The following is a 22,244-nucleotide window of genomic DNA, read 5'->3' as shown; positions in this document are numbered from 1 at the left end:
CTTATTTAGAGCGTGCTTATGTTTTGATGTAACAAATGGACTCGAAAAACAAACACGCTCAGTACGAGGAAAGAGGGTAATGTCTTAACTCGTAAAATGAGTTAAGACAATGTCAGGAATCTCAGCGAATTATGGTTTGCGAGCGACAAGAACCGCGCGGCGAGGGGCAGGGTAACCTTCTACAGTCTTGCTTGGGTCGTTCGGATCTAGATAGTCTGGTAGAGAGTTATGCGTCATCCAATCTGTGGTACGTTGTTCATCAACCGAAGTGACGTTTTCATCAACGATGCGCACATCTTCAAATCCTACCAACTCTAACCATACTTTCAGTGCTTTTGCTGAAGGGAAGAAATAGACATTGCGCATTTGTGCGTAACGAGAAGTTGGAACCAACACTGAATTCTCATCACCTTCAATCACTAGTGTTTCTAGTACGAGTTCACCACCAGACACTAATTGATCTTTTAGCTGCACCAAGTGATCCAGTGGAGAGCGACGGTGGTAAAGCACGCCCATGCTGAATACCGTGTCGAACGCTTCTAACTTAGGTAGTTGTTCAATACCCAACGGCAGTAGGTGCGCGCGTTGGTCATCGCCCATGAGTTTACGAATTGCTTCGAACTGAATTAGGAACAGGTGAGATGGATCGATACCGACGGTTAAGCGTGCACCTTCACCCAGCATACGCCACATGTGGTAGCCGTTACCACAACCAACATCGAGTACGCTGCGGTTCTTTAATGGAGAAATATGCGGAAGCACGCGGTCCCATTTCCAATCACTGCGCCACTCAGTATCAATATGAATGCCGTGTACGTGGTATGGCCCTTTGCGCCACGGATGGAATGTACGAAGTAAGTTCTCTAATTTCTTCAGCTCACCTTCATGGAAAGGAGTGTCGTTGCTGATGGTCACTGAATTCTTGATGTCAATTTGATCCGGTGAGCCTTCTGGAATCTTGTTCAGTGCTTTCAACCAGCGACCAAAGTCACCGTGCTCTGCATTTTGCCAATCCGTTAGCTGTTGTGGTAGCACATTGAGCCAAGGTTGAAGACGTGTGTCTTGGGCAATCAATTGGTAGAAGTTTGCAAAGTTAAACATAGTTAGTTAATCGCTGAGTTGATGGTATTAAAATTATTAAATAACAGCCTAAAGTGGCGTGATTCAGGGCCTTTGTATGCACGGTTTATTTAATTGCGAACATAGAGCCAAAGTTAAAGCATTGGAACCAAACATCGTAGCTAGAAAAGCCAATTTTAGCGAAACGCTCTTTATGCTCTTTCTTTGAATCTGGGCGCATTACGTTTTCTATCGCGCTGCGCTTTTGGCTGATTTCTAGTTCGCTATAACCATTTGCACGTTTAAAGTCGTGGTGAAGGTCAATTAATAGCTCGTTTGACACTTCATCTTCGAAGACGAATTTCTCCGACAAAATCAAAATTCCGCCTGGACGTAGACCTGCATAGATTCGTTCAAGTAGGGCGTAACGATCGTCTGGAGAAAGAAATTGCAGAGTAAAGTTCAGTACGACAACTGATGCGTTTTCAATATCGATATTACGAATATCCGCTTCAACCACATCTACAGGAGTATCGCTTCGGTACGCGTTGACGTGAAGTTTACAACGCTCCACCATCGCAGGAGAGTTGTCCACTGCGATGATTTGGCAACCTTCTTGTTTGATATGGCGACGCATAGACAATGTTGCAGCACCCAAAGAACAGCCAAGGTCATAGATGTTTGAGTGGGGCTTTACAAAACGCTCTGCCAGCATACCGATTGCAGAAATAATATTGCTGTAACCCGGTACCGATCGTTGAATCATGTCAGGAAATACTTCCGCTACGCGTTCATCGAACGTGAAATCCCCAATTTTATCGATTGGAGCCGAAAAAATAGTATCTGGATTGCTCTTAGGGTTCATAACTAAGTCTCTGCATACAAGCCGCCTGAAAACGTCAGGCACCAAAAAAGGCGCGTATTTTATGGGAATTTCGCGCCTCTGTCATGTGTTGCGTTAGAACATCTGCAACTGCGAGTTGCCATCGTTAGCCGGGAAAGAGGCCAAGTCAGGAAGTGTTATACGCTTTTGTATGTCTTTATACAGATTGGCTGCCAACTCCGGCGCAATTATATTGTCCGCAGTATGGATCATGACATACGGCTGTTTACCTTCTGCAATCCATTGCGGCAACTTGCTGAGCCATGGTGTAAAAAACTCGTAATTTTGCTGTTCTTCTGGATGACCAATAAAGCGAATCAAAGGGTGTGAAGCGGTAGCAATGGCGTGGACTGGTACTCTTGGTTTTTTCATTTGCGCATCAATGATCGCTTCATTGTCTGGCTTAGCGGCAAAGACAGGGCGGCTATCCATAATAATGCGGTCAATGTTATTTTCTACTAACCATTGGTTAAGCGCTCGCTCTTCTTCACCTTTGGAGAAAAATGCCATATGACGAACCTCAACACCAAGAGGGAAGTTAGGTGGAAAGCTCGCACAGAACTTTTTCAGTCGATCAAGGTGCTCAGGACCAAATGCCGCTGGCAATTGAATTGTCCATTGCCCCACACGGTCATGCAACGGCTCCATGACTTTCATGAAGTCTCTCAGCTGTTCGCTGCAACCTCTTAGCATTTGCTCATGAGTGATGGCTTTAGGAAGTTTGAAAGTAAAGCGAAAATCATCGTGGGTTGCTGCTCTCCAGTTTTGCACCGTGTTGAGCGTCGGCGTGGCATAAAATGTCGTGTTGCCTTCCACGGTATGGAACACCTGTGCATACTTTTCTAAACGTTCAGCGGGCTTTGTCCCGCTGCCGTAAAAGCTTTGTTGCCATTGATTGTGCGACCACATCGTCAATCCAAGTCGAAGAGGTAAGTTATCCATTATTCTTTACTGCTTGCTACTCGTGTGAATACTTTACGAGAGTTTTGCTGAAATAGGTAATTTCACGCTATAATCCCCACCAATTTTTTCGCTTTGGTGCGCTTTTGAACATTTGTTGTACTAAAAAGCACCAGTGAATGATAAAACACACGTAATTGTATGTTGAGTAGTCGATTTTCGTGGACATTCAGCGTATAACTGAATCTTTACTCTGCTTGGCAATGAGGCTGACAGAGCGTAGTTAACAACATTTGAGAGATTGGGAATTTCATTATGCGTACCCATTACTGTGGTCACCTGAACAAGTCCCTTGCAGGACAAACTGTAGAACTTTGCGGCTGGGTTAACCGTCGTCGTGATTTAGGCGGTCTTATTTTTATTGATATGCGAGATCGCGAAGGTATCGTTCAGGTAGTTGTTGATCCAGATATGGCGGATGCGTATGAAGTGGCTAACACACTTCGTAATGAATTCTGTATCAAACTAACGGGTGAAGTACGCGTTCGTCCAGAAAGCCAAGCAAACAAAGACATGGCAACAGGTGAAGTTGAGATCCTTGCGACAGGTCTTGAAATCATCAACCGCAGTGACGTTTTGCCTCTAGATTTCAACCAAAAGAACTCTGAAGAGCAACGTCTGAAGTACCGTTACTTAGATCTACGTCGTCCTGAAATGAGCGATCGCATCAAGCTACGTGCTAAAGCGTCTAGCTTTGTTCGTCGTTTCCTAGACGACAACGGCTTCCTAGATATCGAAACACCAGTACTAACGAAAGCGACACCAGAAGGCGCGCGTGACTACCTAGTACCTAGCCGTGTTCACAAAGGCAGCTTCTACGCGCTTCCTCAGTCTCCACAGCTATTCAAACAGCTTCTAATGATGTCTGGTTTTGACCGTTACTACCAAATCGTTAAGTGTTTCCGTGATGAAGACTTACGCGCTGACCGTCAACCAGAATTCACTCAAATCGATATCGAAACGTCATTCATGACGGCTGAGCAAGTACGTGAAGTGACGGAAAACATGGTTCGCGATATGTGGCAAGAGCTACTAAACGTAGACCTAGGTCAGTTCCCAGTAATGCCATTCAGCGAAGCGATTCGCCGTTTCGGTTCTGACAAGCCAGACCTACGTAACCCGTTAGAGTTAGTTGATGTCGCTGACCTAGTGAAAGACGTTGAGTTCAAAGTATTCTCTGGCCCAGCAAACGATGAGAAAGGTCGCGTTGCCGTTATTCGCGTTCCAGGTGGTGCATCTTTGACTCGTAAGCAAATTGATGGCTACGGTGAATTCGTTGGTATCTACGGTGCGAAAGGTCTAGCTTGGATGAAGGTTAACGATCGTGCAGCAGGCATGGAAGGTATCCAATCTCCAGTAGCTAAGTTCCTAAACGAAGATGTGATCAACGCTATCCTAGATCGCACTCAAGCGGAATCTGGTGACATCATCCTATTTGGCGCTGATAAAGCGGGCATCGTTGCAGAAGCAATGGGTGCGCTACGTTTGAAACTAGGTAAAGACCTAGAGCTAACTGACGAATCTGCATGGGCTCCACTATGGGTTGTTGACTTCCCAATGTTCGAAGAAGATGACGAAGGCAACCTACACGCGATGCACCACCCATTCACGTCACCTCTAGGTGTGACTGCGGAAGAGCTAAAAGCGAACCCAGCTGCGGCAAACTCTAACGCTTATGATATGGTTCTAAATGGCTACGAAGTTGGCGGCGGTTCTGTTCGTATCCACAACGCAGATATGCAAGAAGCCGTATTTGATATTCTAGGCATCACACCTGAAGAGCAACAGCTTAAGTTTGGCTTCCTGCTTGATGCACTGAAATTCGGTACGCCTCCACACGCTGGTCTTGCATTCGGTCTTGACCGTCTAGTGATGCTGCTATGTGGTACCGAGAACATCCGTGATGTTATTGCATTCCCGAAAACAACAGCAGCGGCGTGTCTACTAACAGACGCACCAAGCATTGCTAACCCAGCTGCGCTAGAAGAGCTAGCAATCGCAGTGACTGCAGCGAAAGAAAAAGACGCAGAATAAGCGCACAACATTTGAAGAAAACTCCCGCAACTGCGGGAGTTTTTGTTTAAATAAACCTAAGAAACTTCCAAAGCAATTTCCCAAGCAACGCTTTTTAGCTCATGTTTGCTATTAAGCGTCAAAATACATTAAAAGGTGAATTATGGCAGGTCATAGTAAATGGGCGAATATTCGTCACCGTAAAGCAGCGCAAGATGCGAAGCGCGGCAAAATCTTTACCAAATTAATCCGTGAAATCGTTGTTGCTGCAAAAGAGGGAGGCGGTGAGCCAGAAAATAACCCACGTTTGCGAGCTGCAATTGATAAAGCGTTGTCTAACAACATGACGCGTGACACTGTCAACCGCGCTGTCAGCCGAGGTGCTGGTGGTGAAGGCGACGACAATATGGAAACCGTAATCTATGAAGGTTATGGTCCGGGTGGCACTGCGGTCATGGTCGAATGTATGACGGATAACCGAAATCGCACAGTATCAGGTGTACGCCATGCGTTCTCGAAGTCAGGAGGCAATCTGGGTACGGATGGTAGTGTAAACTATCTTTTCGACAAGAAAGGCGTGATCTCATATGCTCCAGGTTTAGATGAAGATGCGGTGATGGAAGTGGCGTTAGAAAGTGGCGCTGATGACATCGAAACATCAGAAGATGGCTCGATTGATGTTTACACCGTACCAAGCGATTTTGGACTCGTAAAAGATGCCCTTGATGCCGCAGGTTTTGAGGCGGAGAACGCCGAAGTGTCGCTTATCCCTTCAACGAAAGCAGAACTGGATGTGGACACTGCGCCAAAACTGCTTCGTTTGATTGACGCTTTAGAAGATTTGGACGATGTTCAGGAGGTTTATCACAACGGTGACATCTCTGACGACGTTGCGGCCTCTCTAGAGTAAACTCAATGTGCAGTGAGCGGTATTCGCTCCGAAGTTAGAAAGTAAGCTAAAAGTAATAATAAGAAATTGAGGCCGTATTCGGCCTCATTTTTAGGAATATTCATGTCAATTATTTTGGGCATTGACCCAGGTTCACGCATTACCGGTTATGGGGTCATTCGTCAAAATGGACGTCATTTGCAATACCTTGGTAGTGGCTGTATTCGTACTTCAGAAAAAGAACTTCCGGGCCGTCTTAAGCAGATTTACGCTGGCGTCACGGAAATCATTACCCAGTTTCAACCGGACGTATTTGCGATTGAACAAGTGTTTATGGCTAAAAATGCGGATTCAGCATTAAAGCTTGGCCAGGCTCGTGGCAGCGCAATTGTTGCTGCGGTGAATGCAGAGTTGCCGGTATACGAATACGCCGCGCGTCTTATTAAGCAAGCTGTAGTCGGTACTGGTGGTGCGGACAAAGCGCAAGTTCAACATATGGTTCAGCAAATGCTTAAACTGCCCGCCAAGCCTCAAGCGGATGCAGCCGATGCTTTAGGTGTGGCGATTTGTCATGCCAATACGAACAAAACCCTCGTTGCCTTAGCGGGCAAAGCAACCAGTGCCAGAAAAGGGCGCTACCGATAAAATTAACTGGATGTCTATCCAGTTCTTTATTATCCTGTCGCAAATTCATTTCCAAAGAGTATTTATAGTGATTGGACGTCTTCGTGGCACACTGATTGAAAAACAACCACCTGAAGTATTAATTGAAGTTAATGGCATCGGTTATGAAGTCCAGATGCCAATGAGCTGTTTTTACGAGCTGCCAAATGTTGGCGAAGAAGCCATTATTTATACTCACTTTGTCGTCCGTGAAGATGCACAATTGCTATACGGTTTCAACACAGTAAAAGAACGCGCACTTTTCCGTGAAGTGATCAAAGCCAATGGCGTTGGTCCTAAACTCGGTCTTGGTATTCTCTCTGGTATGACAGCAACGCAATTTGTTACTTGTGTGGAACATGAAGACGTTTCTACGCTGGTTAAGCTTCCAGGCGTTGGCAAGAAAACCGCAGAGCGATTGGTTGTTGAAATGAAAGACCGCTTGAAAGGGTGGGGCGCTGGCGATCTATTTACACCATTTACGGATGCTGCTCCTGCGGATTCTGGTGCGACATCCAACAACGCGGAAGAAGAGGCAATTAGCGCGCTTCTAGCTTTGGGTTACAAGCCGACTCAAGCGTCGAAAGTGGTGTCTCAGATCGCTAAACCGGACATGAGCAGTGAGCAAATGATCCGTGAAGCTCTAAAATCAATGGTGTAACGCTGGTTTCACAGTGAGCATTTGTTCAAGATAACTCATTCTCTAAGGTTAATGCCAATCGCTTAACGATATTTTTTGTGTCATTCCAGCGAGCCTAGCGAGACTGGGAATCTAATAGCAGCACGCTGAGCGGTTAATGAAACAATTTGACCATAAACCGCTCGGATAGAAGATCCTGTATCACGCTCCTTCGTCGCTGTACAGGATGACGAGATATAGAAAAAATATGCCACTTGCTGTTAAACGAGCGGCATTATTCTCTCAGGTAACCATTTTTCAAGGTAAAAAGATGATTGAAGCCGATCGTTTAATCGCGCCAGAAAACCCTGCCTTTCGTGATGAAGATGTCATTGACCGTGCTATTCGGCCAAAAAAATTAGCGGATTACCAAGGTCAGGATCATGTCCGTGACCAAATGGAGATCTTCATTAAAGCTGCTCAGTTACGTAGTGAAGCTCTTGATCACCTTTTGATTTTTGGTCCTCCAGGTTTGGGTAAAACCACACTTGCGAATATCGTTGCCAATGAAATGGAAGTGAACATTCGCACCACTTCGGGCCCTGTACTTGAGAAAGCAGGGGATTTGGCCGCGCTGTTAACTAACCTAGAAGAAAACGATGTGTTGTTCATCGATGAGATTCACCGCTTGAGCCCGATGGTTGAAGAGGTTCTGTATCCGGCGATGGAAGATTATCAACTGGATATTATGATCGGTGAAGGTCCGGCCGCTCGTTCTATTAAGATCGATTTACCACCATTTACGTTAATTGGTGCGACGACCCGAGCGGGCTCTTTAACGTCACCATTGCGCGACCGCTTTGGTATTACTCAGCGCCTTGAGTTTTATAAGATAAAAGACCTCCAAGATATTGTGCAGCGCAGCGCGGATTGTTTAGGTTTGTCAATGGAACCTGAAGGTGCATTGGAAGTGGCAAGACGTGCACGTGGCACACCACGTATTGCTAACCGCCTACTACGTCGTGTTCGCGATTATGCGGAAGTGAAAGGAAATGGTCACATTTGTGCAGAGGTTGCCGACAAAGCGCTGAATATGCTTGATGTGGACGCCGAAGGTTTCGATTATATGGACCGCAAACTACTACTCGCAATTATGGAGAAATTTGGTGGTGGTCCGGTCGGACTCGATAACATGGCGGCAGCGATAGGTGAAGAAAAGGATACTATCGAAGACGTTCTTGAGCCTTATCTTATTCAGCAAGGTTATTTACAACGCACTCCACGTGGAAGAATCGCGACAGATCGTGCGTATTTGCATTTCGGAATTGAAAAATAAGATTCCCGCGCTGGGCCTTTGCGGCCCAGCGCTTCATTAAAGTTGACCAAACTCACATTTTTTGAATTTCTTCTCATACCAGTTTAGTAAGTAAAAAGCATTGATTGTTAACTCTATGTTTGCTCGCAACTGGTTAATTTCTCTCCTGATTACTCTCTCTTAACATCCGTATCTAATACTGGTTGATCTGGATCAATGTGATGGATTTTTGTGCAAATTCCGCGCATAAACATTGATGTATATCAAAGCGCATTCCGGCTATAAACCTTTTGAAACAATCTGTTTTTACAAGTAATATTAGCCCTAGCTATATTAGCTGATGCTTAACAATTAACTAACCAATGAAGCACATTTTTGCAACAATGAGTTGTGATAATTCAACATTTTTCAAGTGTAAATAACACTTGAATATGGATTGCAATATGTAGAGAGTGTCATTCAGCCGACACATAGGAGTTACCATGATTGACGTAGTTGATCTATCGCGGTTGCAGTTTGCACTGACAGCGATGTATCACTTCCTATTCGTACCATTGACCCTTGGTATGGCCTTCCTTCTGGCCATTATGGAATCGATGTACGTAATGACGAACAAGCAAATCTACAAGGACATGACCAAGTTCTGGGGTAAGCTATTCGGTATTAACTTTGCACTTGGTGTGGCGACAGGCCTTACCATGGAATTCCAGTTTGGTACGAACTGGTCTTACTACTCCCACTATGTAGGTGACATCTTCGGTGCGCCGCTAGCGATCGAAGCCCTTGTCGCATTCTTCCTGGAGTCAACTTTTGTTGGTCTATTCTTCTTCGGGTGGGATCGTCTATCTAAACGTCAACACTTAGCGGTTACTTGGCTTGTGGCGCTGGGCTCTAACTTCTCTGCACTTTGGATTCTTATCGCAAACGGCTGGATGCAAAACCCAGTAGGCGCGGACTTCAACTTCGAAACCATGCGAATGGAAATGGTAAGCTTCTCTGAAGTTGTACTAAACCCAGTTGCTCAGGTTAAGTTCGTGCATACGGTTGCTTCTGGTTACACTTGTGGCGCAATGTTTATTCTAGGCATCAGTTCATACTACCTATTAAAAGGTCGTGACATTGCGTTTGCTCGTCGTTCATTTGCTATCGCTGCATCTTTCGGTATTGCAGCTATCTTATCTACCATCGTTCTTGGTGACGAATCTGGCTACGAGCTTGGTGAAGTTCAAAAAGTGAAGCTTGCTGCAATTGAAGCAGAGTGGCACACAGAACCAGCTCCAGCAGCGTTTACGTTGTTTGGTGTTCCTAACCAAGAAACCATGCACACAGATTACGCAATCAAGATCCCTTACGTAATGGGTATCATCGCGACACGTTCTTTTGATGAGCAAGTAACAGGTCTTCGTGACCTACGTGATGAGCACGTCGATCGTATTCGTGACGGTATGTACGCGTATGAACTTCTAGAGAAGCTTCGCGCAGGTGACAAGTCAGAAGAAAACATGACTGCGTTTGATGAAGTGAAGGGTGACTTAGGTTACGGTCTACTTCTAAAACGCTACACAGACAATGTTGTTGATGCGACAGAAGAGCAAATCCAAGCTGCTGCGGATGACTCAATCCCAACAGTATGGCCGCTATTCTGGTCATTCCGTATCATGGTTGCTTGTGGTTTCATCATGCTATTCGTTTTCGGTGCGGCATTTATTCAAACGTGTCGTCAGAAGATCGAACAGAAACAATGGATTCTTAAAGCTGCACTATTCAGCATCCCACTACCGTGGATTGCGATTGAAGCGGGTTGGTTCGTCGCTGAGTACGGTCGTCAGCCATGGGCTGTTGGTGAAATTTTACCAGTGCACGTTGCAGCTTCTGCACTAACTGCTGGCGAAATCTGGACTTCACTATTCGCAATTCTGGCGCTATACACGGTATTCCTGGTTGCAGAAGTTTACCTAATGTTGAAATTCGCTCGTAAAGGCCCAAGTAGCCTGAAAACGGGTCGCTACCACTTCGAGCAAAATGCTGACTCTGTTGAAGACAAAGTTAGTCGCCAAGTAGAAGCGTAAGGTAAGGAGATAACAAGATGTTTGATTACGAAATCTTGCGACTCATCTGGTGGGTACTAATCGGTGTTCTACTAGTTGGTTTTGCAGTAACAGACGGTTTCGATATGGGTGTAGGCGCGCTTGTACCTATTATCGGTAAAAACGACACGCAACGTCGCGTCATGATTAACTCAATAGCCCCTCACTGGGATGGTAACCAAGTTTGGCTTATCACTGCTGGTGGTGCATTGTTTGCAGCTTGGCCTTTGGTTTATGCAACGTCATTTTCAGGCTTCTACTTAGCGATGATTTTGACACTAGCAGCACTATGGCTTCGTCCTCTGGGCCTAGACTACCGCTCTAAAATCGAAGATCCAAAGTGGCGTAATACCTGGGATATCTGTATCTCAATCAGTGGTTTTGTTCCACCAGTCATCTTTGGTGTAGCGTTTGGCAACCTACTACAGGGTGTACCATTCCAATTGAGTGAGTTCTTGATGCCAACATACCATGGCTCATTCTTTGGTCTTCTAAACCCATTTGCACTGCTGTGTGGCTTAGTTAGTTTGTTCATGATTTTGATGCAAGGTTCGACTTGGCTACAAATGAAAACAACGGGCGAAGTGCATGTGCGTGCTCGCAACGTTGCTCAGTTGGCTGGTTTACTGACGGTTGCAGCGTTTGTAGCTGCTGGTTTCTGGATCCAAAATATTGATGGTTACGTCATTGTTGGCGGTATCGACACTAATGCAGCTTCTAACCCTCTAAACAAAGAGGTAATCCGTGAAGCTGGTGCGTGGATGAAGAATTTTGAAAACTACCCACTACTATGGGCTGCTCCTGTACTAGGTGTCGCAATGCCGCTTCTTGCCGTATTGGCATCTCGTCTTGAAAAATGTGCGATTTCGTTCATTACTTCAAGCTTGGGTGTTGCTGGCGTTATCTTTACTGCAGGTTTTGCGATGTTCCCATTCATCATGCCTTCAGACTTAATGCCAAGCCACAGCTTAACAATGTGGGATGCAACGTCATCTGAACTGACTCTGAATCTAATGACAGGCGTTGCGTTTGTTATGGTACCAATCATCCTTGGTTACACGTCTTGGACTTACTACAAGATGTTTGGTCGCCTTGATGATCAGTACATTGAAGACAACAAAAACTCACTTTACTAAGGAGCATTTACTATGTGGTATTTCGCATGGATTCTAGGTGTACTACTTGCTTGTGCATTCGGTATCATCAACGCTCTTTGGTTAGAGCACTCAGAAATGATGGACAAAGACAGTGAGTAATCTCGCTGATAAGGTAGCGCAACTTCACGCTCCGATGGATAAGACTCTGTTAAGAGTCTTATCTCTCATCCTTGGCTTTATGCATGTAGGATTGGTGATGTGGGATCCTGAAGCTTACCATCAAGCAATTGGTGGTTTTAACTCAATCATCGCACCAGCACTGATTTGGTCTGTATGCTCAAGCATGGTTTACGGTGTGGGCTTCAAACCGAGAAACTGGTACTGGCAAGCTTTGTTTAGTCCCTACTTTTCGTTAGCTATCTTAATTTATTTAACTGCAATTTATTTCTTTTAGGCTGAAATACGCTGTAATAAAGTCGGTTACTAAATCATCGAATAAAAGCTAGGTATTTCGCCTAGCTTTTATTTTTTCTACAAATTTCAAAAATATTCCCTTAGCTCGGTACCAATTGCTGTCGCTTCAGTTATAGTAATTACTTTAAAGAATTGAATATATTGGGACTCCCTTGCAAGGCACATCAAATCTCTTTCGCTGGCCGATCACCGTGTACTATGAAGACACCGATGCGGGCGGCGTTGTATATCATTCTAATTATCTAAAATTCTTTGAGCGCGCGCGGACAGAAATGTTACGTGCTAAAGGCATTTCTCAACATGTGTTACTGGAACAAAATATCGGCTTTGTTGTCCGACACATGGATATTGATTTCAACCAAGGGGCAAGGCTGGACGAGCATTTGACAGTATTGACCCGAGTGTCAGAAATAAAACGTGCTTCCCTGCAATTCTGTCAAGAGTTGGTCAATGATCAAGGCAAGATATTGTGCAAGGCCTCTGTTAAGGTAGCATGTATCGATAATAAGAAAATGAAACCAATAGCTATTCCAACCTTTATAAATTCGGAGCTAACAAATAGTGACTGCTGATATTTCCATTTTAGATCTCTTTCTTCAGGCCAGTCTGTTGGTAAAGCTTGTGATGCTGACGTTGCTTGGCATGTCAATTGTGTCATGGGCAATGATCATCAAGCGCAGCAAAGTGCTTTCTCAAGCGTCAAAGAATGCAGAGCAGTTTGAAGACAAATTCTGGTCGGGTACTGATCTTTCTCAGCTTTACCAAAAAGTAAAAGCGCGTAAAGACGAAATTGAAGGCACAGAAGAAATTTTTTACGCAGGTTTCACGGAGTTTGCTCGTCTACGTAAGAGCAACGCAAACTCACCAGCGTACATCATGGAAGGCACTGGCCGCGCAATGCGCGTTGCTGTCTCTCGTGAAGTTGATGAACTAGAAACAAGCTTACCGTTCTTAGCGACAGTCGGTTCTATCAGTCCTTACATCGGCCTATTTGGTACCGTTTGGGGCATCATGCACGCTTTTATTGCGTTGGGTGAAGTAAAACAAGCTACGCTGTCTATGGTTGCACCGGGTATCGCCGAGGCATTGATCGCGACAGCGATGGGTCTATTTGCGGCTATCCCGGCTGTAATGGCCTACAACCGCCTAAGCAATAAAGTGAGCAAACTAGAGCACACTTACGCAACATTTTCTGAAGAATTCCACAGCATCCTTCATCGTCAAGCGATGGCTGGCCGAGACAGCGCGGATAAGGAATAAAGCATGGCGGGTTATCAACCTAAAAAGCGAAAAATGACAGCGGAGATCAACGTTGTTCCGTATATCGACGTAATGCTCGTACTGTTGATCATTTTTATGGCGACCGCTCCATTTGTGACTCAAGGCGTCGATGTTGATCTTCCGAAAACATCGACCGCTGAATCTATGCAAGACCTTGCTGGCGAAACTGACAGTAGTTTTATCATCATCGAAATTGATAGCGAGGGTAATTTAGGCCTAAGCGTAAACGATGAAGAAGTTCAGCGAGGTTTGTCGTTGCAAGATGTTATTGTGCGAGTGAAAGCGGAGCGAGAGGTTAAGCCAGATTCACCAGTTGCGGTAGGTGGCGACGCGGCAACACCATATGCCGATGTTGTCCTATTACTGGATGAACTAAGTCGAGCTGGTATCCCTAAGGTAGGTCTAATGACCGATATCAGGGAATAGACATCAATTATCTATGAAAGATCACAAGAAGAAACCCAACCAATACGCCAAACCGATAGCAATATCGGTTGGTTTGCATGCAATTCTCGTTGCAGCCCTGCTTTGGGGGACGGACTTCAACATGTCTAAACCAGAGCCTACAGGGCAAATGGTTCAAGCTGTTGTCATCGATCCAAAACTTGTGCAGCAACAAGCGAAAGAAATTCGCCAGCAACGTGAAAAGGCAGCAAAAAAAGAACAAGAGCGTCTTGATAAATTGAGACGCGAAGCAGAGCAGCTAGAAAAAAACCGTAAAGCTGAAGAAGAGCAAATTCGCAAGTTGAAAGAACAGCAAGCGAAAGATGCTCAAGCGGCACGAGAAGCAGAAGCTGCACGTAAGAAAAAAGAACAAGAGCGCAAGCAGGAAGAAGAACGTGTTCGCAAAGAAAAAGAGCGAGCTGCTAAGCTAGAGAAAGAGCGTAAGGCAAAAGAAGAAGCTGTGCGTAAAGCTGAGCAGGAGCGTTTAGCGAAAGAAGCGGCTATAGCAAAAGCTGAGCAAGAACGTCTAGCTCGTGAAAAGGCGGCAAAAGAAGCGGAAGAAAAAGCACGTCGTGAGCGTGAAGCCGCTGAAAAAGCTGAACAAGAGCGCATCGCAAAAGAGAAAGCGGCAAAAGAGGCGGCAGAGCGAGAGCGCAAAGCGAGAGAAGCCGCGGAACGTGCAGAGCGCGAGCGTAAAGCGCAAGAAGCCGCGCTAGATGATATTTTTGCAGGCCTTGAGGATGAGGTTAGTAAAAATAGTGCTGCTCGAAATCAATTTATTGACGACGAACTTTCTCGAATGTCATCCATCTATACTCAAAATATTCAGCAAAAGTTGATTAAGGATGACTACTTGCTGGGAAAGGAGTGTAGGGTAAACATCAAATTGATTCCGACAGGAACTGATATGATGGTCTCTGGTGTTACCGTTTTGAGTGGCGATACTCGAGTATGTGCAGCGGCGAAGCGAGCGATAGCTCAGGTAGGGACGTTCCCTAAATCTTCAGAAGCTGCGGTAAACGAAAGACTAAAAGACATCAACATAACTGTTGCTTTGGACTAAAAGGAATAAGACGTGATTAGACGCCTTTTACTAGGAATGTTTGTACTGTTTAGCAGTATGACAAATGTGGCGAATGCCGCATTAGAGTTGGTCATTACCGATGGTATTGATTCAGCACGACCAATTGCTGTTGTTCCGTTTAAGTGGGAGGGCACTCAAGCGCTTCCAACGGATATTTCTGCTGTTATTGCCTCGGATTTGCAACGCAGTGGTAAGTTCAGCCCCGTTCCAACGAGCAAGATGCCACAAACTCCGTTCAGTGAATCAGAAGTCAATTTTGATGCCTGGACTAATTTAGGTGTAGATGCTCTGCTGACTGGCTCAATCAAACAAAATGCTCAAGGTGATTACGTTATCAACTACCAACTTGTTGATATTGTGCGTGGCCAGCTAACGGGCGGGAAAAGTAAAGCGCTTGGTAGCGATGGCGAATTAGTACTGTCAAAAGATCATGTGCTGTTCAATAAGGTCGCGACCGTTCAAGGCCCTCGCATGCGAGAGTACGCTCACCGCATCTCTGATTTGGTGTATGAGCAGTTAACGGGTGACCGTGGCGCCTTCATGACCCGTATTGCATACGTGGTGGTGAATGATAAAGACCGTTTCCCTTACCAACTTCGTGTGGCTGATTACGATGGTTACAACGAGCGCTTGGTTTTACGTTCTAAGCAACCATTAATGTCACCAGCATGGTCGCCAGATGGTAAAAAGCTTGCGTATGTTAGCTTCCAAAATGGTCAAGCAGAAATCTTCATCATGAACATCTACACCGGTGAGCGTGAGAAGATTACTTCATACCCACGTCATAATGGTGCGCCAAGATTTTCGCCTGATGGCAACAAGTTAGCGATTGTTCTCTCTAAGACAGGCTCGCTTCATGTTTATACATTTGACCTTAACACTCGTAAGCTGACGCAAATTACGCGTGGCAGATCAAATAATACGGAACCGTTCTGGCATCCGGATGGAAAATCGTTGATTTTCACATCGGATAGGGGTGGTAAACCACAGATTTATCAAGTAAATTTGGGCAGCGGTTCTATTGACCGTTTGACTTGGCAAGGCAGCCAAAATTTGGGTGGCCAGATTACTCCTGATGGGCGATTCCTAGTAATGGTGAACCGCAGCAACGCAGGATTTAACTTGGCGAAACAAGATTTGGAAACTGGTGCTCTTCAAGTCTTAACTAAGACCTTGCTTGATGAGTCTCCTAGTATTGCCCCAAACGGTGGCATGGTTGTGTATAGCTCGATTTACAACAAGAAAAACGTACTATCGATGGTGTCAATTGATGGTCGATTCAAAGCTAGATTACCGGCAACAAATGGGCGTGTTAGAGCGCCTGCATGGTCACCGTTTTTGTAGTAATAAGTTTGATTAATAAAGGAAAATAAGATGCAACTGAACAAGGTTCTAAAAGGGCTACTAATCGCGCTTCCTGTAATGGCTGTTACAGCGTGTAGTTCAAGCGACGACGCTGCTTCTAACACTGGTGCAGCAACAAACAACAATGGCGCAGTTGAAACAACAGTAGCTACGCCAATTGATCAAAGCGGTCAGCTAACAGAGCAAGAGCTAAAAGAGCAAGCGCTACGCGAAACTCAAACAATCTACTTTGCTTTTGATAACTCAACAATTGCAGCAGATTACGAAGAGATGCTTGCAGCTCACGCTTCTTACCTAAGCAAGAACCCAGCACTTAACGTAACTATCGAAGGTCACGCTGATGAGCGTGGTACTCCTGAGTACAACATCGCTCTAGGTGAGCGTCGTGCACAAGCAGTAGCGAACTACCTACAAGCACTAGGTGTTCAAGCTGACCAAATCTCAATCGTTAGCTACGGTGAAGAGAAGCCACTTCTTCTAGGCCAATCAGATGAAGTTTACGCTAAGAACCGTCGCGCGGTTCTAGTATACTAATTCGAGGTAATCCTCATGTTCAGTAACACTAAGCGCGCTGTTGCGCTTACGTTACTGGCAAGTGCAGCGAACTTTGCGTTCGCTGCACCAGCTCCAGTATCCGATCTCAACAGCACATCATCCGTCTCTAAGAGCCGTTCATCTGAAACGGAAGTAGAGCGTCTAGAGCGCTTGCTACAAAACCGCAATCGCGTTCAGCTCCAAATGCAACAGCAAATTGACCAAATGTCACAAGAGATCAGTGAATTACGTGGTCAATTAGAGCGAAATAGCTACGAAATGAAGCAAATGTTGCAACGTCAACGAGAGTTGTTTGTCGAGCTAGATCGTGTGCGTGGAGAAATCAAATCCGCGCCTGCGCAAGAAGCGAAACCGGCTAAAACAGGTGGTCAGTATACGCCAAATGTTGATGAGCAAACGGCATACCAAAATGCAGTCGACCTCATTCTCAAGAAACGTGACTACACTGGCGCAATTGCAGCGTTCCAGCAGTTCCAGAAAGATTATCCTGACTCCACATACTCAGCGAATTCTCACTATTGGCTAGGCCAATTGTACTTCGCTAAGAAGCAGGACAAAGATGCTGTAAAGAGCTTTGCTGCGGTGGTGTCATATAAAGACTCCAATAAGCGAGCCGATGCTTTGCTCAAGTTAGGTGAAATCGCTGAGCGTAATAACAATGCAGCTCAAGCGAAAAAGTACTACCAACAAGTGGTTGATGAATACCCAGGTAGTGCATCTGCAAAACTTGCCAGCTCTAAGCTGTAAGACGTTATGTTTTAAAAAAGGAAGCTTCGGCTTCCTTTTTCTTTTCCGTTTCTTTATCGGTGGTGATCGAATAAATCGAGAGGAATGGCATCGAGCCTTTTATCCCCATCTTGCAACGGATCCTTTCAATCAGAAATGCTACCTGTAACAAAGATATACGGCTAGATAGCTAGAAATCCCCGCGACAAGTTGGTTTTTGAAAATTAACGAGGTTACAATACTCGGATTAAAGGAAGTTGCGTAGAGCAAGAGCAATGAGCCATATATTAGATAAAATCGACACTGTTTACCCATTCCCACCGAAGCCAGTTCCATTAAGCGAAGAAGAAAAAGCGTCTTACATTGAGCGCATTAAAAAGCTGCTAAAAGAAAAGGATGCGGTACTTATCGCACACTATTATACCGATCCTGAGATTCAAGCCCTAGCGGAAGAAACGGGTGGTTTTGTTGGTGACTCGTTGGAAATGGCGAAGTTTGGTAATCGTCATCCTGCAAGCACACTGATCATTGGCGGTGTTCGCTTTATGGGCGAGTCGGCCAAAATCTTAACACCAGAAAAGCGAATTCTAATGCCAACGTTGGAAGCGGAATGTTCGCTCGATCTTGGCTGTCCAGCGGATAAGTTCAGTGAGTTCTGTGATGCTCACCCTGATCACACGGTTGTGGTTTATGCAAATACGTCTGCCGCAGTTAAAGCTCGTGCCGATTGGGTCGTTACATCAAGCATTGCGCTTGAAATCGTGGAACACTTAGACGCTGAAGACAAGCCAATCATCTGGGGACCAGACCGTCACCTAGGGTCGTACATCGCTAATAAAACTGGCGCAGACATGCTGCTATGGCAAGGTGAGTGTGTGGTTCATGATGAGTTTTCTGCTGATGCGCTACGCAAAATGAAGAGCGTGTATCCAGATGCGGCTATTTTGGTTCACCCTGAATCACCAGCAAGTGTCGTAGAACTTGCCGATGCCGTTGGCTCGACGAGTCAGTTGATCAAAGCAGCGAAAGCGCTTCCTCATAAACAAATGATCGTTGCGACAGACAAAGGCATTTTCTTTAAAATGCAGCAACTTGTGCCAGAGAAAGAACTTATCGAAGCGCCAACCGCAGGTGCTGGCGCAACATGTCGCAGCTGCGCACACTGTCCTTGGATGGCAATGAACGGTTTGAAAGCGATAGAGAAAGCGCTTAGCGAAGGCGGTGAAGAACACGAGATCTTTGTTGATGAAGAATTGCGTGTTAAATCGCTCATTCCGTTAAATCGTATGTTGGACTTTGCTGAGCAGCTAAATATGCAAGTGAAAGGTAATGCTTAAAAAGTAGGCGTAACTGAAAGTAAATCTCAAAAACCAGCCGAATATGGCTGGTTTTTTTGTGTCTTACTATCAATGAGTTACTATTGATGCAATCAATGAATATCGAGGTTATAAATTTATGGCGGTGTGGTTAGTAGTTAAAAAGTGGCTTAGTTCACACCTTTTTAAATTGAGCAACCGAAGTCTTCTCATCTTTAGTGGCTTATATGTGAGCCTTTCATGGGGACTGCTCGCTCTCGCTGGTGAAACCGTATTAACAGACAACTTCTCTAACTTTATCTATTACCTTATGGTTACGGCGAGTACGGTTGGCTATGGCGATCATTCTCCAGTGACAGATTTGGGTAAATGGGTTGTTGTACTGTTTGTGATCCCAGGCGGCTTGAGCCTATTCGCTGCATTATTGGGACGTGTCGCTGGAGCAGCGATGGATTACTGGCGAGCGGGTATTTTAGGAAAACGGAGAGTAAGAGTGGAAAACCATATTGTATTGTTGGGTTGGAATGGATCGAGAACGATGCACCTTATTCGCATGTTACAACATGAAGAAGAGGGGAAGCGTCCGATTGTTTTGTGCAGCCGTTCAGAAATAGAAAACCCGTTACCAGGCGAGATCAGTTTTATCAAAGTGACCAGCTACACGGATTCACAAGAGATGAAAAACGCCAACATTGCGGAAGCCGCTTGCGTTATTGTTGATAACCTCTCGGACGATATTACGCTGTCAGCCGCGCTGTACTGCGCTTCTGTGAATCCTTCCGCACATTTGGTCGCTTACTTTAAAGATGAGGCGTTAGGCCGTCTTTTAAGTCAACACTGTCCTAAAGCGGAATGCATACCTGCTGTTGGCGCAGAAATGTTGGCAAAAGCGGCGGTAGATCCAGGCTCAAGTGCACTTCACCAAGAGCTATTGGCTTCAACACGAGGCATGACTCAATACTCGGTTATTTATCCTGAAAGGCTGCCAGTAACTACTGTTGAGAGTCTCTTTGTTTTTCTCAAAAGACGTCATCATGCCACGCTAATTGCTTTTGACATTGGCCATGGTATCCAACTCAACCCAGATTTAGATGCAGAAGTACCACCGAGTACCAAGCTGTTTTACATTGCAGATGAACGTATTGAAGATTTTGCATGGAAAGAAATGAACAAGGAACAATAATGCACATGATTGCTGACCTGTTAGCAGGTTTTCCCAACTTTTTACTCTATTTTTCTGTTTCTATTATTTTCGTTTTGGCGTTTAAGTTCATCTACGTCAAGCTTACGCCTTACGATGAATGGCACCTGATCAAAGAAAAGCAAAATACAGCGGCAGCGATTGCACTAAGTGGCGCATTTCTTGGTTATTGTATTGCGATTTCGGGGGCGGCAAAAAACTCAGTCAACATTGTCGATTTTATGGTATGGGGCGTTGTTGCAATGCTGGCGCAGATCATTGCATTTGCGATTGTACGTTTTGTTTTACTTCCAAAAGTGACTGAGCGTATCGAAAAAGATGAGCTGCCTGCCGGTATTGTATTAGCGGCTGTTTCTATATCGGTCGGTGTATTAAATGCCGCTTGTATGACGTACTAGGAGGGACGATGAAGCGGAGTTCTAACGTTAAACGTTCTTCCATGGACAAAAGTTTAAAGCTTGGGAAAATTATTCCCTTTGCTGCTTTTGGCGGTATTTTCTTCTTTGCGACACAAGAATCGAAAACCGAAGGCTACATTTTTTCTGACGCTGATGAATGCAAATCAAACTCGCCAGAGTTCAGTGAGCAGTGCGATATTGCTTATCAAGAAGCTTTGGCTCGCGCTGAACGAAATGCCCCTCGCTACAACAATGAGTTCGAATGTGAAAATGATTTTTACGAAGACGATTGTTACTACAGTTCGAGTTCCCAAGCTTATGTGCCTCACTTTGGGGGCTTCTTTTACAGTCGAGCACTGAGCGGTTTGAAAGGTTACAACAAGAGCTATTACTCTGAACCAATGTATCGCTATAAATCCAAATTCTATAATGGTGCCGGACAATTTTTTGGTTCCTATCGTAATCAGCCGACGAAGGTTGCGACCAGTAACCTAAATAAACGTGGTGGCGGAACTATTGGTAGAGCGATGTCTCGAGGCGGATTTGGTAAAGCGGTATCGGTCAGCCGAGGCGGTTAATAAGCACTATGTTTCGACGAGAAATACAAGAACGAGAAAACTGGCGTGATTTAGCACGCCAGTTTGGTTTTGGCTTCCATTCCATGTATGACCAACCGTATTGGGATGAGAGTGCTTACTATCAATTCACGCTTGATCAAATAGAGAACGATATTGAAGCGCCCACTGAAGAGCTGCATCAGATGTGCTTGGCTATTGTGGATGAAGTAGTTCGGAGTGAGCGGTTGCTGACGCAATGTGCGATCCCTGAATTTATGTGGGAGCAGGTCGCTTCTTCGTGGCACCGAAATGAACCCTCACTCTATTCGCGTCTGGATTTTGCATACAACGGAACTTCGCCAGCTAAGTTACTGGAGAACAATGCGGATACGCCGACCAGCCTGTTTGAAACGGGTTTTTGGCAGTGGGTGTGGTTAGAGGATGTTGTAAATAAAGGTCTAATTCACCAGAGCGCGGATCAATTCAACATTCTTCAAGACTTTTTGATTGAGCGTTTTTCCGAGATAGCCAAATATCAACCCGGGCAAACCCTTCACTTTAGCTGCTGCAAGTACACTGAAGAAGATAAAGGGACTGTCCAGTATTTAGAAGATTGCGCGCGCGAAGCTGGGTTAGCGACGGCGTTTGTTTATGTCGAAGATATTGGTGCGACGGAAGATGGTCTGTTTGTGGATGCAGATGACAGAGCGATTCGTTGGATGTTCAAGCTTTATCCGTGGGAGTTTATGTTTGAAGAGGAATATGCGAAATACCTAGCGACCGCGAAAGTGAATTGGTTAGAACCTATGTGGAAGTCGATTCTATCCAACAAAGCACTTTTACCGTTATTGTGGGAGCGCTTTCCGAATCATCCTAATCTTTTACCTGCCTATTTTGCTAACGATTCAAAAGCGTACACTTTGAAAGATTTTGTAATCAAACCACTATTCTCTCGAGAAGGCGCAAATATTGAGATCGTCAAAGGTGGGAAACGCATACTCAAAACAGCAGGGCCTTATGAATCTAAATTCAATATCGTCCAGCAGTATCATCCGTTACCCAAGTTTGGGCAAAGCCATACATTAATTGGCAGCTGGCTAGTCAACGATAGAGCCGCTGGGATTTCGATTCGGGAAGACACTAGCTTAGTCACGCAAGATATGGCGCGATATATTCCACATGTGATTTTAACATGATCAAAAAAGCTCTCCATCCAGAGAGCTTTTGTCTATTCAGCGGTTCAATCTTGATGGGCGAC

The 22,244-nt window shown here is 45.2% G+C and carries 24 protein-coding genes; 21 read left to right on the top strand and 3 right to left on the bottom strand.

The window, feature by feature from the left end; all coding sequences use genetic code 11:
* Nucleotides 1-129 precede the first annotated feature (129 nt).
* The 3 genes from cmoB to OO778_RS11160 form a co-directional block, all read right to left on the bottom strand.
* Nucleotides 130-1,101: a tRNA 5-methoxyuridine(34)/uridine 5-oxyacetic acid(34) synthase CmoB gene (cmoB, locus tag OO778_RS11170; RefSeq protein ID WP_012841985.1), complete on the bottom strand. Its 972-nt coding sequence runs from the start codon at nucleotides 1,099-1,101 to the stop codon at nucleotides 130-132.
* An 85-nt stretch (nucleotides 1,102-1,186) separates the two neighbouring features.
* Entirely contained in the window at nucleotides 1,187-1,924 is a 738-nt protein-coding gene (gene cmoA, locus OO778_RS11165; protein WP_012841984.1) for a carboxy-S-adenosyl-L-methionine synthase CmoA, read from the bottom strand.
* A gap of 93 nt (nucleotides 1,925-2,017) precedes the next feature.
* Nucleotides 2,018-2,884 carry a DUF72 domain-containing protein gene (locus OO778_RS11160; protein WP_074191082.1) on the bottom strand — a complete coding sequence of 289 codons (867 nt, stop codon included), beginning with the start codon at nucleotides 2,882-2,884 and terminating at the stop codon, nucleotides 2,018-2,020.
* Between the two features lie 273 nt (nucleotides 2,885-3,157).
* On the opposite strand from OO778_RS11160, the gene aspS reads away from it, so the two are divergent.
* The 21 genes from aspS (at nucleotide 3,158) to OO778_RS11055 (ending at nucleotide 22,182) form a co-directional block, all read left to right on the top strand.
* A complete protein-coding gene (gene aspS, locus OO778_RS11155) occupies nucleotides 3,158-4,936 on the top strand; it encodes an aspartate--tRNA ligase (RefSeq protein WP_074191083.1) in 1,779 nt (592 codons plus the stop codon).
* 142 nt (nucleotides 4,937-5,078) lie between these two features.
* Complete coding sequence (locus OO778_RS11150; RefSeq protein WP_047008558.1) at nucleotides 5,079-5,825, top strand: YebC/PmpR family DNA-binding transcriptional regulator; 747 nt, start codon at nucleotides 5,079-5,081, stop codon at nucleotides 5,823-5,825.
* A gap of 102 nt (nucleotides 5,826-5,927) precedes the next feature.
* Nucleotides 5,928-6,449, top strand: a complete 522-nt coding sequence (gene ruvC, locus OO778_RS11145) for a crossover junction endodeoxyribonuclease RuvC (protein ID WP_012841980.1) — start codon at nucleotides 5,928-5,930, stop codon at nucleotides 6,447-6,449.
* Nucleotides 6,450-6,516: 67 nt separating this feature from the next.
* Nucleotides 6,517-7,128, top strand: a complete 612-nt coding sequence (gene ruvA / locus OO778_RS11140; protein ID WP_012841979.1) for a Holliday junction branch migration protein RuvA — start codon at nucleotides 6,517-6,519, stop codon at nucleotides 7,126-7,128.
* A gap of 289 nt (nucleotides 7,129-7,417) precedes the next feature.
* Nucleotides 7,418-8,422, top strand: a complete 1,005-nt coding sequence (gene ruvB, locus OO778_RS11135) for a Holliday junction branch migration DNA helicase RuvB (RefSeq protein WP_031780162.1) — start codon at nucleotides 7,418-7,420, stop codon at nucleotides 8,420-8,422.
* Between the two features lie 461 nt (nucleotides 8,423-8,883).
* Nucleotides 8,884-10,470: a cytochrome ubiquinol oxidase subunit I gene (cydA, locus tag OO778_RS11130; protein ID WP_012841977.1), complete on the top strand. Its 1,587-nt coding sequence runs from the start codon at nucleotides 8,884-8,886 to the stop codon at nucleotides 10,468-10,470.
* Between the two features lie 17 nt (nucleotides 10,471-10,487).
* Nucleotides 10,488-11,624: a cytochrome d ubiquinol oxidase subunit II gene (gene cydB, locus OO778_RS11125; protein ID WP_074191084.1), complete on the top strand. Its 1,137-nt coding sequence runs from the start codon at nucleotides 10,488-10,490 to the stop codon at nucleotides 11,622-11,624.
* A 12-nt stretch (nucleotides 11,625-11,636) separates the two neighbouring features.
* Nucleotides 11,637-11,744 carry a cytochrome bd-I oxidase subunit CydX gene (gene cydX, locus OO778_RS11120; RefSeq protein ID WP_000270284.1) on the top strand — a complete coding sequence of 36 codons (108 nt, stop codon included), beginning with the start codon at nucleotides 11,637-11,639 and terminating at the stop codon, nucleotides 11,742-11,744.
* Complete coding sequence (ybgE, locus tag OO778_RS11115) at nucleotides 11,737-12,039, top strand: cyd operon protein YbgE (RefSeq protein ID WP_074191085.1); 303 nt, start codon at nucleotides 11,737-11,739, stop codon at nucleotides 12,037-12,039. Before cydX ends, ybgE begins: the two co-directional genes overlap by 8 nt.
* Before the next feature lie 172 nt (nucleotides 12,040-12,211).
* On the top strand, nucleotides 12,212-12,631 hold the full coding sequence (ybgC, locus tag OO778_RS11110; protein WP_012841975.1) for a tol-pal system-associated acyl-CoA thioesterase: 420 nt from the start codon (nucleotides 12,212-12,214) through the stop codon (nucleotides 12,629-12,631).
* Entirely contained in the window at nucleotides 12,621-13,319 is a 699-nt protein-coding gene (gene tolQ / locus OO778_RS11105) for a protein TolQ (RefSeq protein WP_005378301.1), read from the top strand. The genes ybgC and tolQ overlap by 11 nt, the downstream gene beginning before the upstream one ends.
* A gap of 3 nt (nucleotides 13,320-13,322) precedes the next feature.
* A complete protein-coding gene (locus tag OO778_RS11100) occupies nucleotides 13,323-13,766 on the top strand; it encodes an ExbD/TolR family protein (protein ID WP_005378298.1) in 444 nt (147 codons plus the stop codon).
* 13 nt (nucleotides 13,767-13,779) lie between these two features.
* Nucleotides 13,780-14,847, top strand: coding sequence for a cell envelope integrity protein TolA (tolA, locus tag OO778_RS11095; RefSeq protein ID WP_053807177.1), 1,068 nt, complete (start codon nucleotides 13,780-13,782; stop codon nucleotides 14,845-14,847).
* A 12-nt stretch (nucleotides 14,848-14,859) separates the two neighbouring features.
* Entirely contained in the window at nucleotides 14,860-16,212 is a 1,353-nt protein-coding gene (gene tolB / locus OO778_RS11090) for a Tol-Pal system beta propeller repeat protein TolB (RefSeq protein WP_005390758.1), read from the top strand.
* 30 nt (nucleotides 16,213-16,242) lie between these two features.
* A complete protein-coding gene (gene pal, locus OO778_RS11085; RefSeq protein ID WP_005378293.1) occupies nucleotides 16,243-16,767 on the top strand; it encodes a peptidoglycan-associated lipoprotein Pal in 525 nt (174 codons plus the stop codon).
* 15 nt (nucleotides 16,768-16,782) lie between these two features.
* Nucleotides 16,783-17,535, top strand: coding sequence for a tol-pal system protein YbgF (ybgF, locus tag OO778_RS11080; protein WP_006742904.1), 753 nt, complete (start codon nucleotides 16,783-16,785; stop codon nucleotides 17,533-17,535).
* Nucleotides 17,536-17,789: 254 nt separating this feature from the next.
* Nucleotides 17,790-18,851 carry a quinolinate synthase NadA gene (gene nadA / locus OO778_RS11075; protein WP_005390762.1) on the top strand — a complete coding sequence of 354 codons (1,062 nt, stop codon included), beginning with the start codon at nucleotides 17,790-17,792 and terminating at the stop codon, nucleotides 18,849-18,851.
* A gap of 118 nt (nucleotides 18,852-18,969) precedes the next feature.
* On the top strand, nucleotides 18,970-20,013 hold the full coding sequence (locus tag OO778_RS11070) for a potassium channel family protein (RefSeq protein ID WP_074191086.1): 1,044 nt from the start codon (nucleotides 18,970-18,972) through the stop codon (nucleotides 20,011-20,013).
* The gene (locus OO778_RS11065) at nucleotides 20,013-20,429 is read left to right on the top strand and encodes a DUF350 domain-containing protein (RefSeq protein ID WP_005390766.1); all 417 of its coding nucleotides are present in this window, start codon (nucleotides 20,013-20,015) and stop codon (nucleotides 20,427-20,429) included. Before OO778_RS11070 ends, OO778_RS11065 begins: the two co-directional genes overlap by 1 nt.
* A gap of 8 nt (nucleotides 20,430-20,437) precedes the next feature.
* Complete coding sequence (locus tag OO778_RS11060) at nucleotides 20,438-21,007, top strand: DUF1190 domain-containing protein (RefSeq protein WP_074191088.1); 570 nt, start codon at nucleotides 20,438-20,440, stop codon at nucleotides 21,005-21,007.
* Nucleotides 21,008-21,015: 8 nt separating this feature from the next.
* The gene (locus OO778_RS11055) at nucleotides 21,016-22,182 is read left to right on the top strand and encodes a glutathionylspermidine synthase family protein (RefSeq protein ID WP_074191089.1); all 1,167 of its coding nucleotides are present in this window, start codon (nucleotides 21,016-21,018) and stop codon (nucleotides 22,180-22,182) included.
* Nucleotides 22,183-22,244 lie beyond the last annotated feature (62 nt).

Source organism: Vibrio sp. STUT-A16 (assembly GCF_026000495.1).
Classification (GTDB): Bacteria; Pseudomonadota; Gammaproteobacteria; order Enterobacterales; family Vibrionaceae; genus Vibrio; species Vibrio diabolicus.
The sequence above is the reverse complement of the archived record's forward strand: the minus strand, read 5'-3'. Positions and strand labels throughout refer to the sequence as shown.

Bases quoted from the DNA above. Each gene is read 5' to 3' on its own strand.
- OO778_RS11055 (WP_074191089.1), top strand. From the start codon at position 21,016: ATGTTTCGACGAGAAATACAAGAACGAGAAAACTGGCGTGATTTAGCA.
- pal (WP_005378293.1), top strand. From the start codon at position 16,243: ATGCAACTGAACAAGGTTCTAAAAGGGCTACTAATCGCGCTTCCTGTA.
- cydB (WP_074191084.1), top strand. From the start codon at position 10,488: ATGTTTGATTACGAAATCTTGCGACTCATCTGGTGGGTACTAATCGGT.
- OO778_RS11160 (WP_074191082.1), bottom strand. From the start codon at position 2,884: ATGGATAACTTACCTCTTCGACTTGGATTGACGATGTGGTCGCACAAT.
- cydA (WP_012841977.1), top strand. From the start codon at position 8,884: ATGATTGACGTAGTTGATCTATCGCGGTTGCAGTTTGCACTGACAGCG.
- cmoB (WP_012841985.1), bottom strand. From the start codon at position 1,101: ATGTTTAACTTTGCAAACTTCTACCAATTGATTGCCCAAGACACACGT.
- OO778_RS11065 (WP_005390766.1), top strand. From the start codon at position 20,013: ATGCACATGATTGCTGACCTGTTAGCAGGTTTTCCCAACTTTTTACTC.
- ybgF (WP_006742904.1), top strand. From the start codon at position 16,783: ATGTTCAGTAACACTAAGCGCGCTGTTGCGCTTACGTTACTGGCAAGT.
- cydX (WP_000270284.1), top strand. From the start codon at position 11,637: ATGTGGTATTTCGCATGGATTCTAGGTGTACTACTTGCTTGTGCATTC.
- OO778_RS11070 (WP_074191086.1), top strand. From the start codon at position 18,970: ATGGCGGTGTGGTTAGTAGTTAAAAAGTGGCTTAGTTCACACCTTTTT.
- nadA (WP_005390762.1), top strand. From the start codon at position 17,790: ATGAGCCATATATTAGATAAAATCGACACTGTTTACCCATTCCCACCG.
- tolA (WP_053807177.1), top strand. From the start codon at position 13,780: ATGAAAGATCACAAGAAGAAACCCAACCAATACGCCAAACCGATAGCA.
- aspS (WP_074191083.1), top strand. From the start codon at position 3,158: ATGCGTACCCATTACTGTGGTCACCTGAACAAGTCCCTTGCAGGACAA.
- OO778_RS11060 (WP_074191088.1), top strand. From the start codon at position 20,438: ATGAAGCGGAGTTCTAACGTTAAACGTTCTTCCATGGACAAAAGTTTA.
- OO778_RS11150 (WP_047008558.1), top strand. From the start codon at position 5,079: ATGGCAGGTCATAGTAAATGGGCGAATATTCGTCACCGTAAAGCAGCG.
- OO778_RS11100 (WP_005378298.1), top strand. From the start codon at position 13,323: ATGGCGGGTTATCAACCTAAAAAGCGAAAAATGACAGCGGAGATCAAC.
- ruvB (WP_031780162.1), top strand. From the start codon at position 7,418: ATGATTGAAGCCGATCGTTTAATCGCGCCAGAAAACCCTGCCTTTCGT.
- ruvC (WP_012841980.1), top strand. From the start codon at position 5,928: ATGTCAATTATTTTGGGCATTGACCCAGGTTCACGCATTACCGGTTAT.
- cmoA (WP_012841984.1), bottom strand. From the start codon at position 1,924: ATGAACCCTAAGAGCAATCCAGATACTATTTTTTCGGCTCCAATCGAT.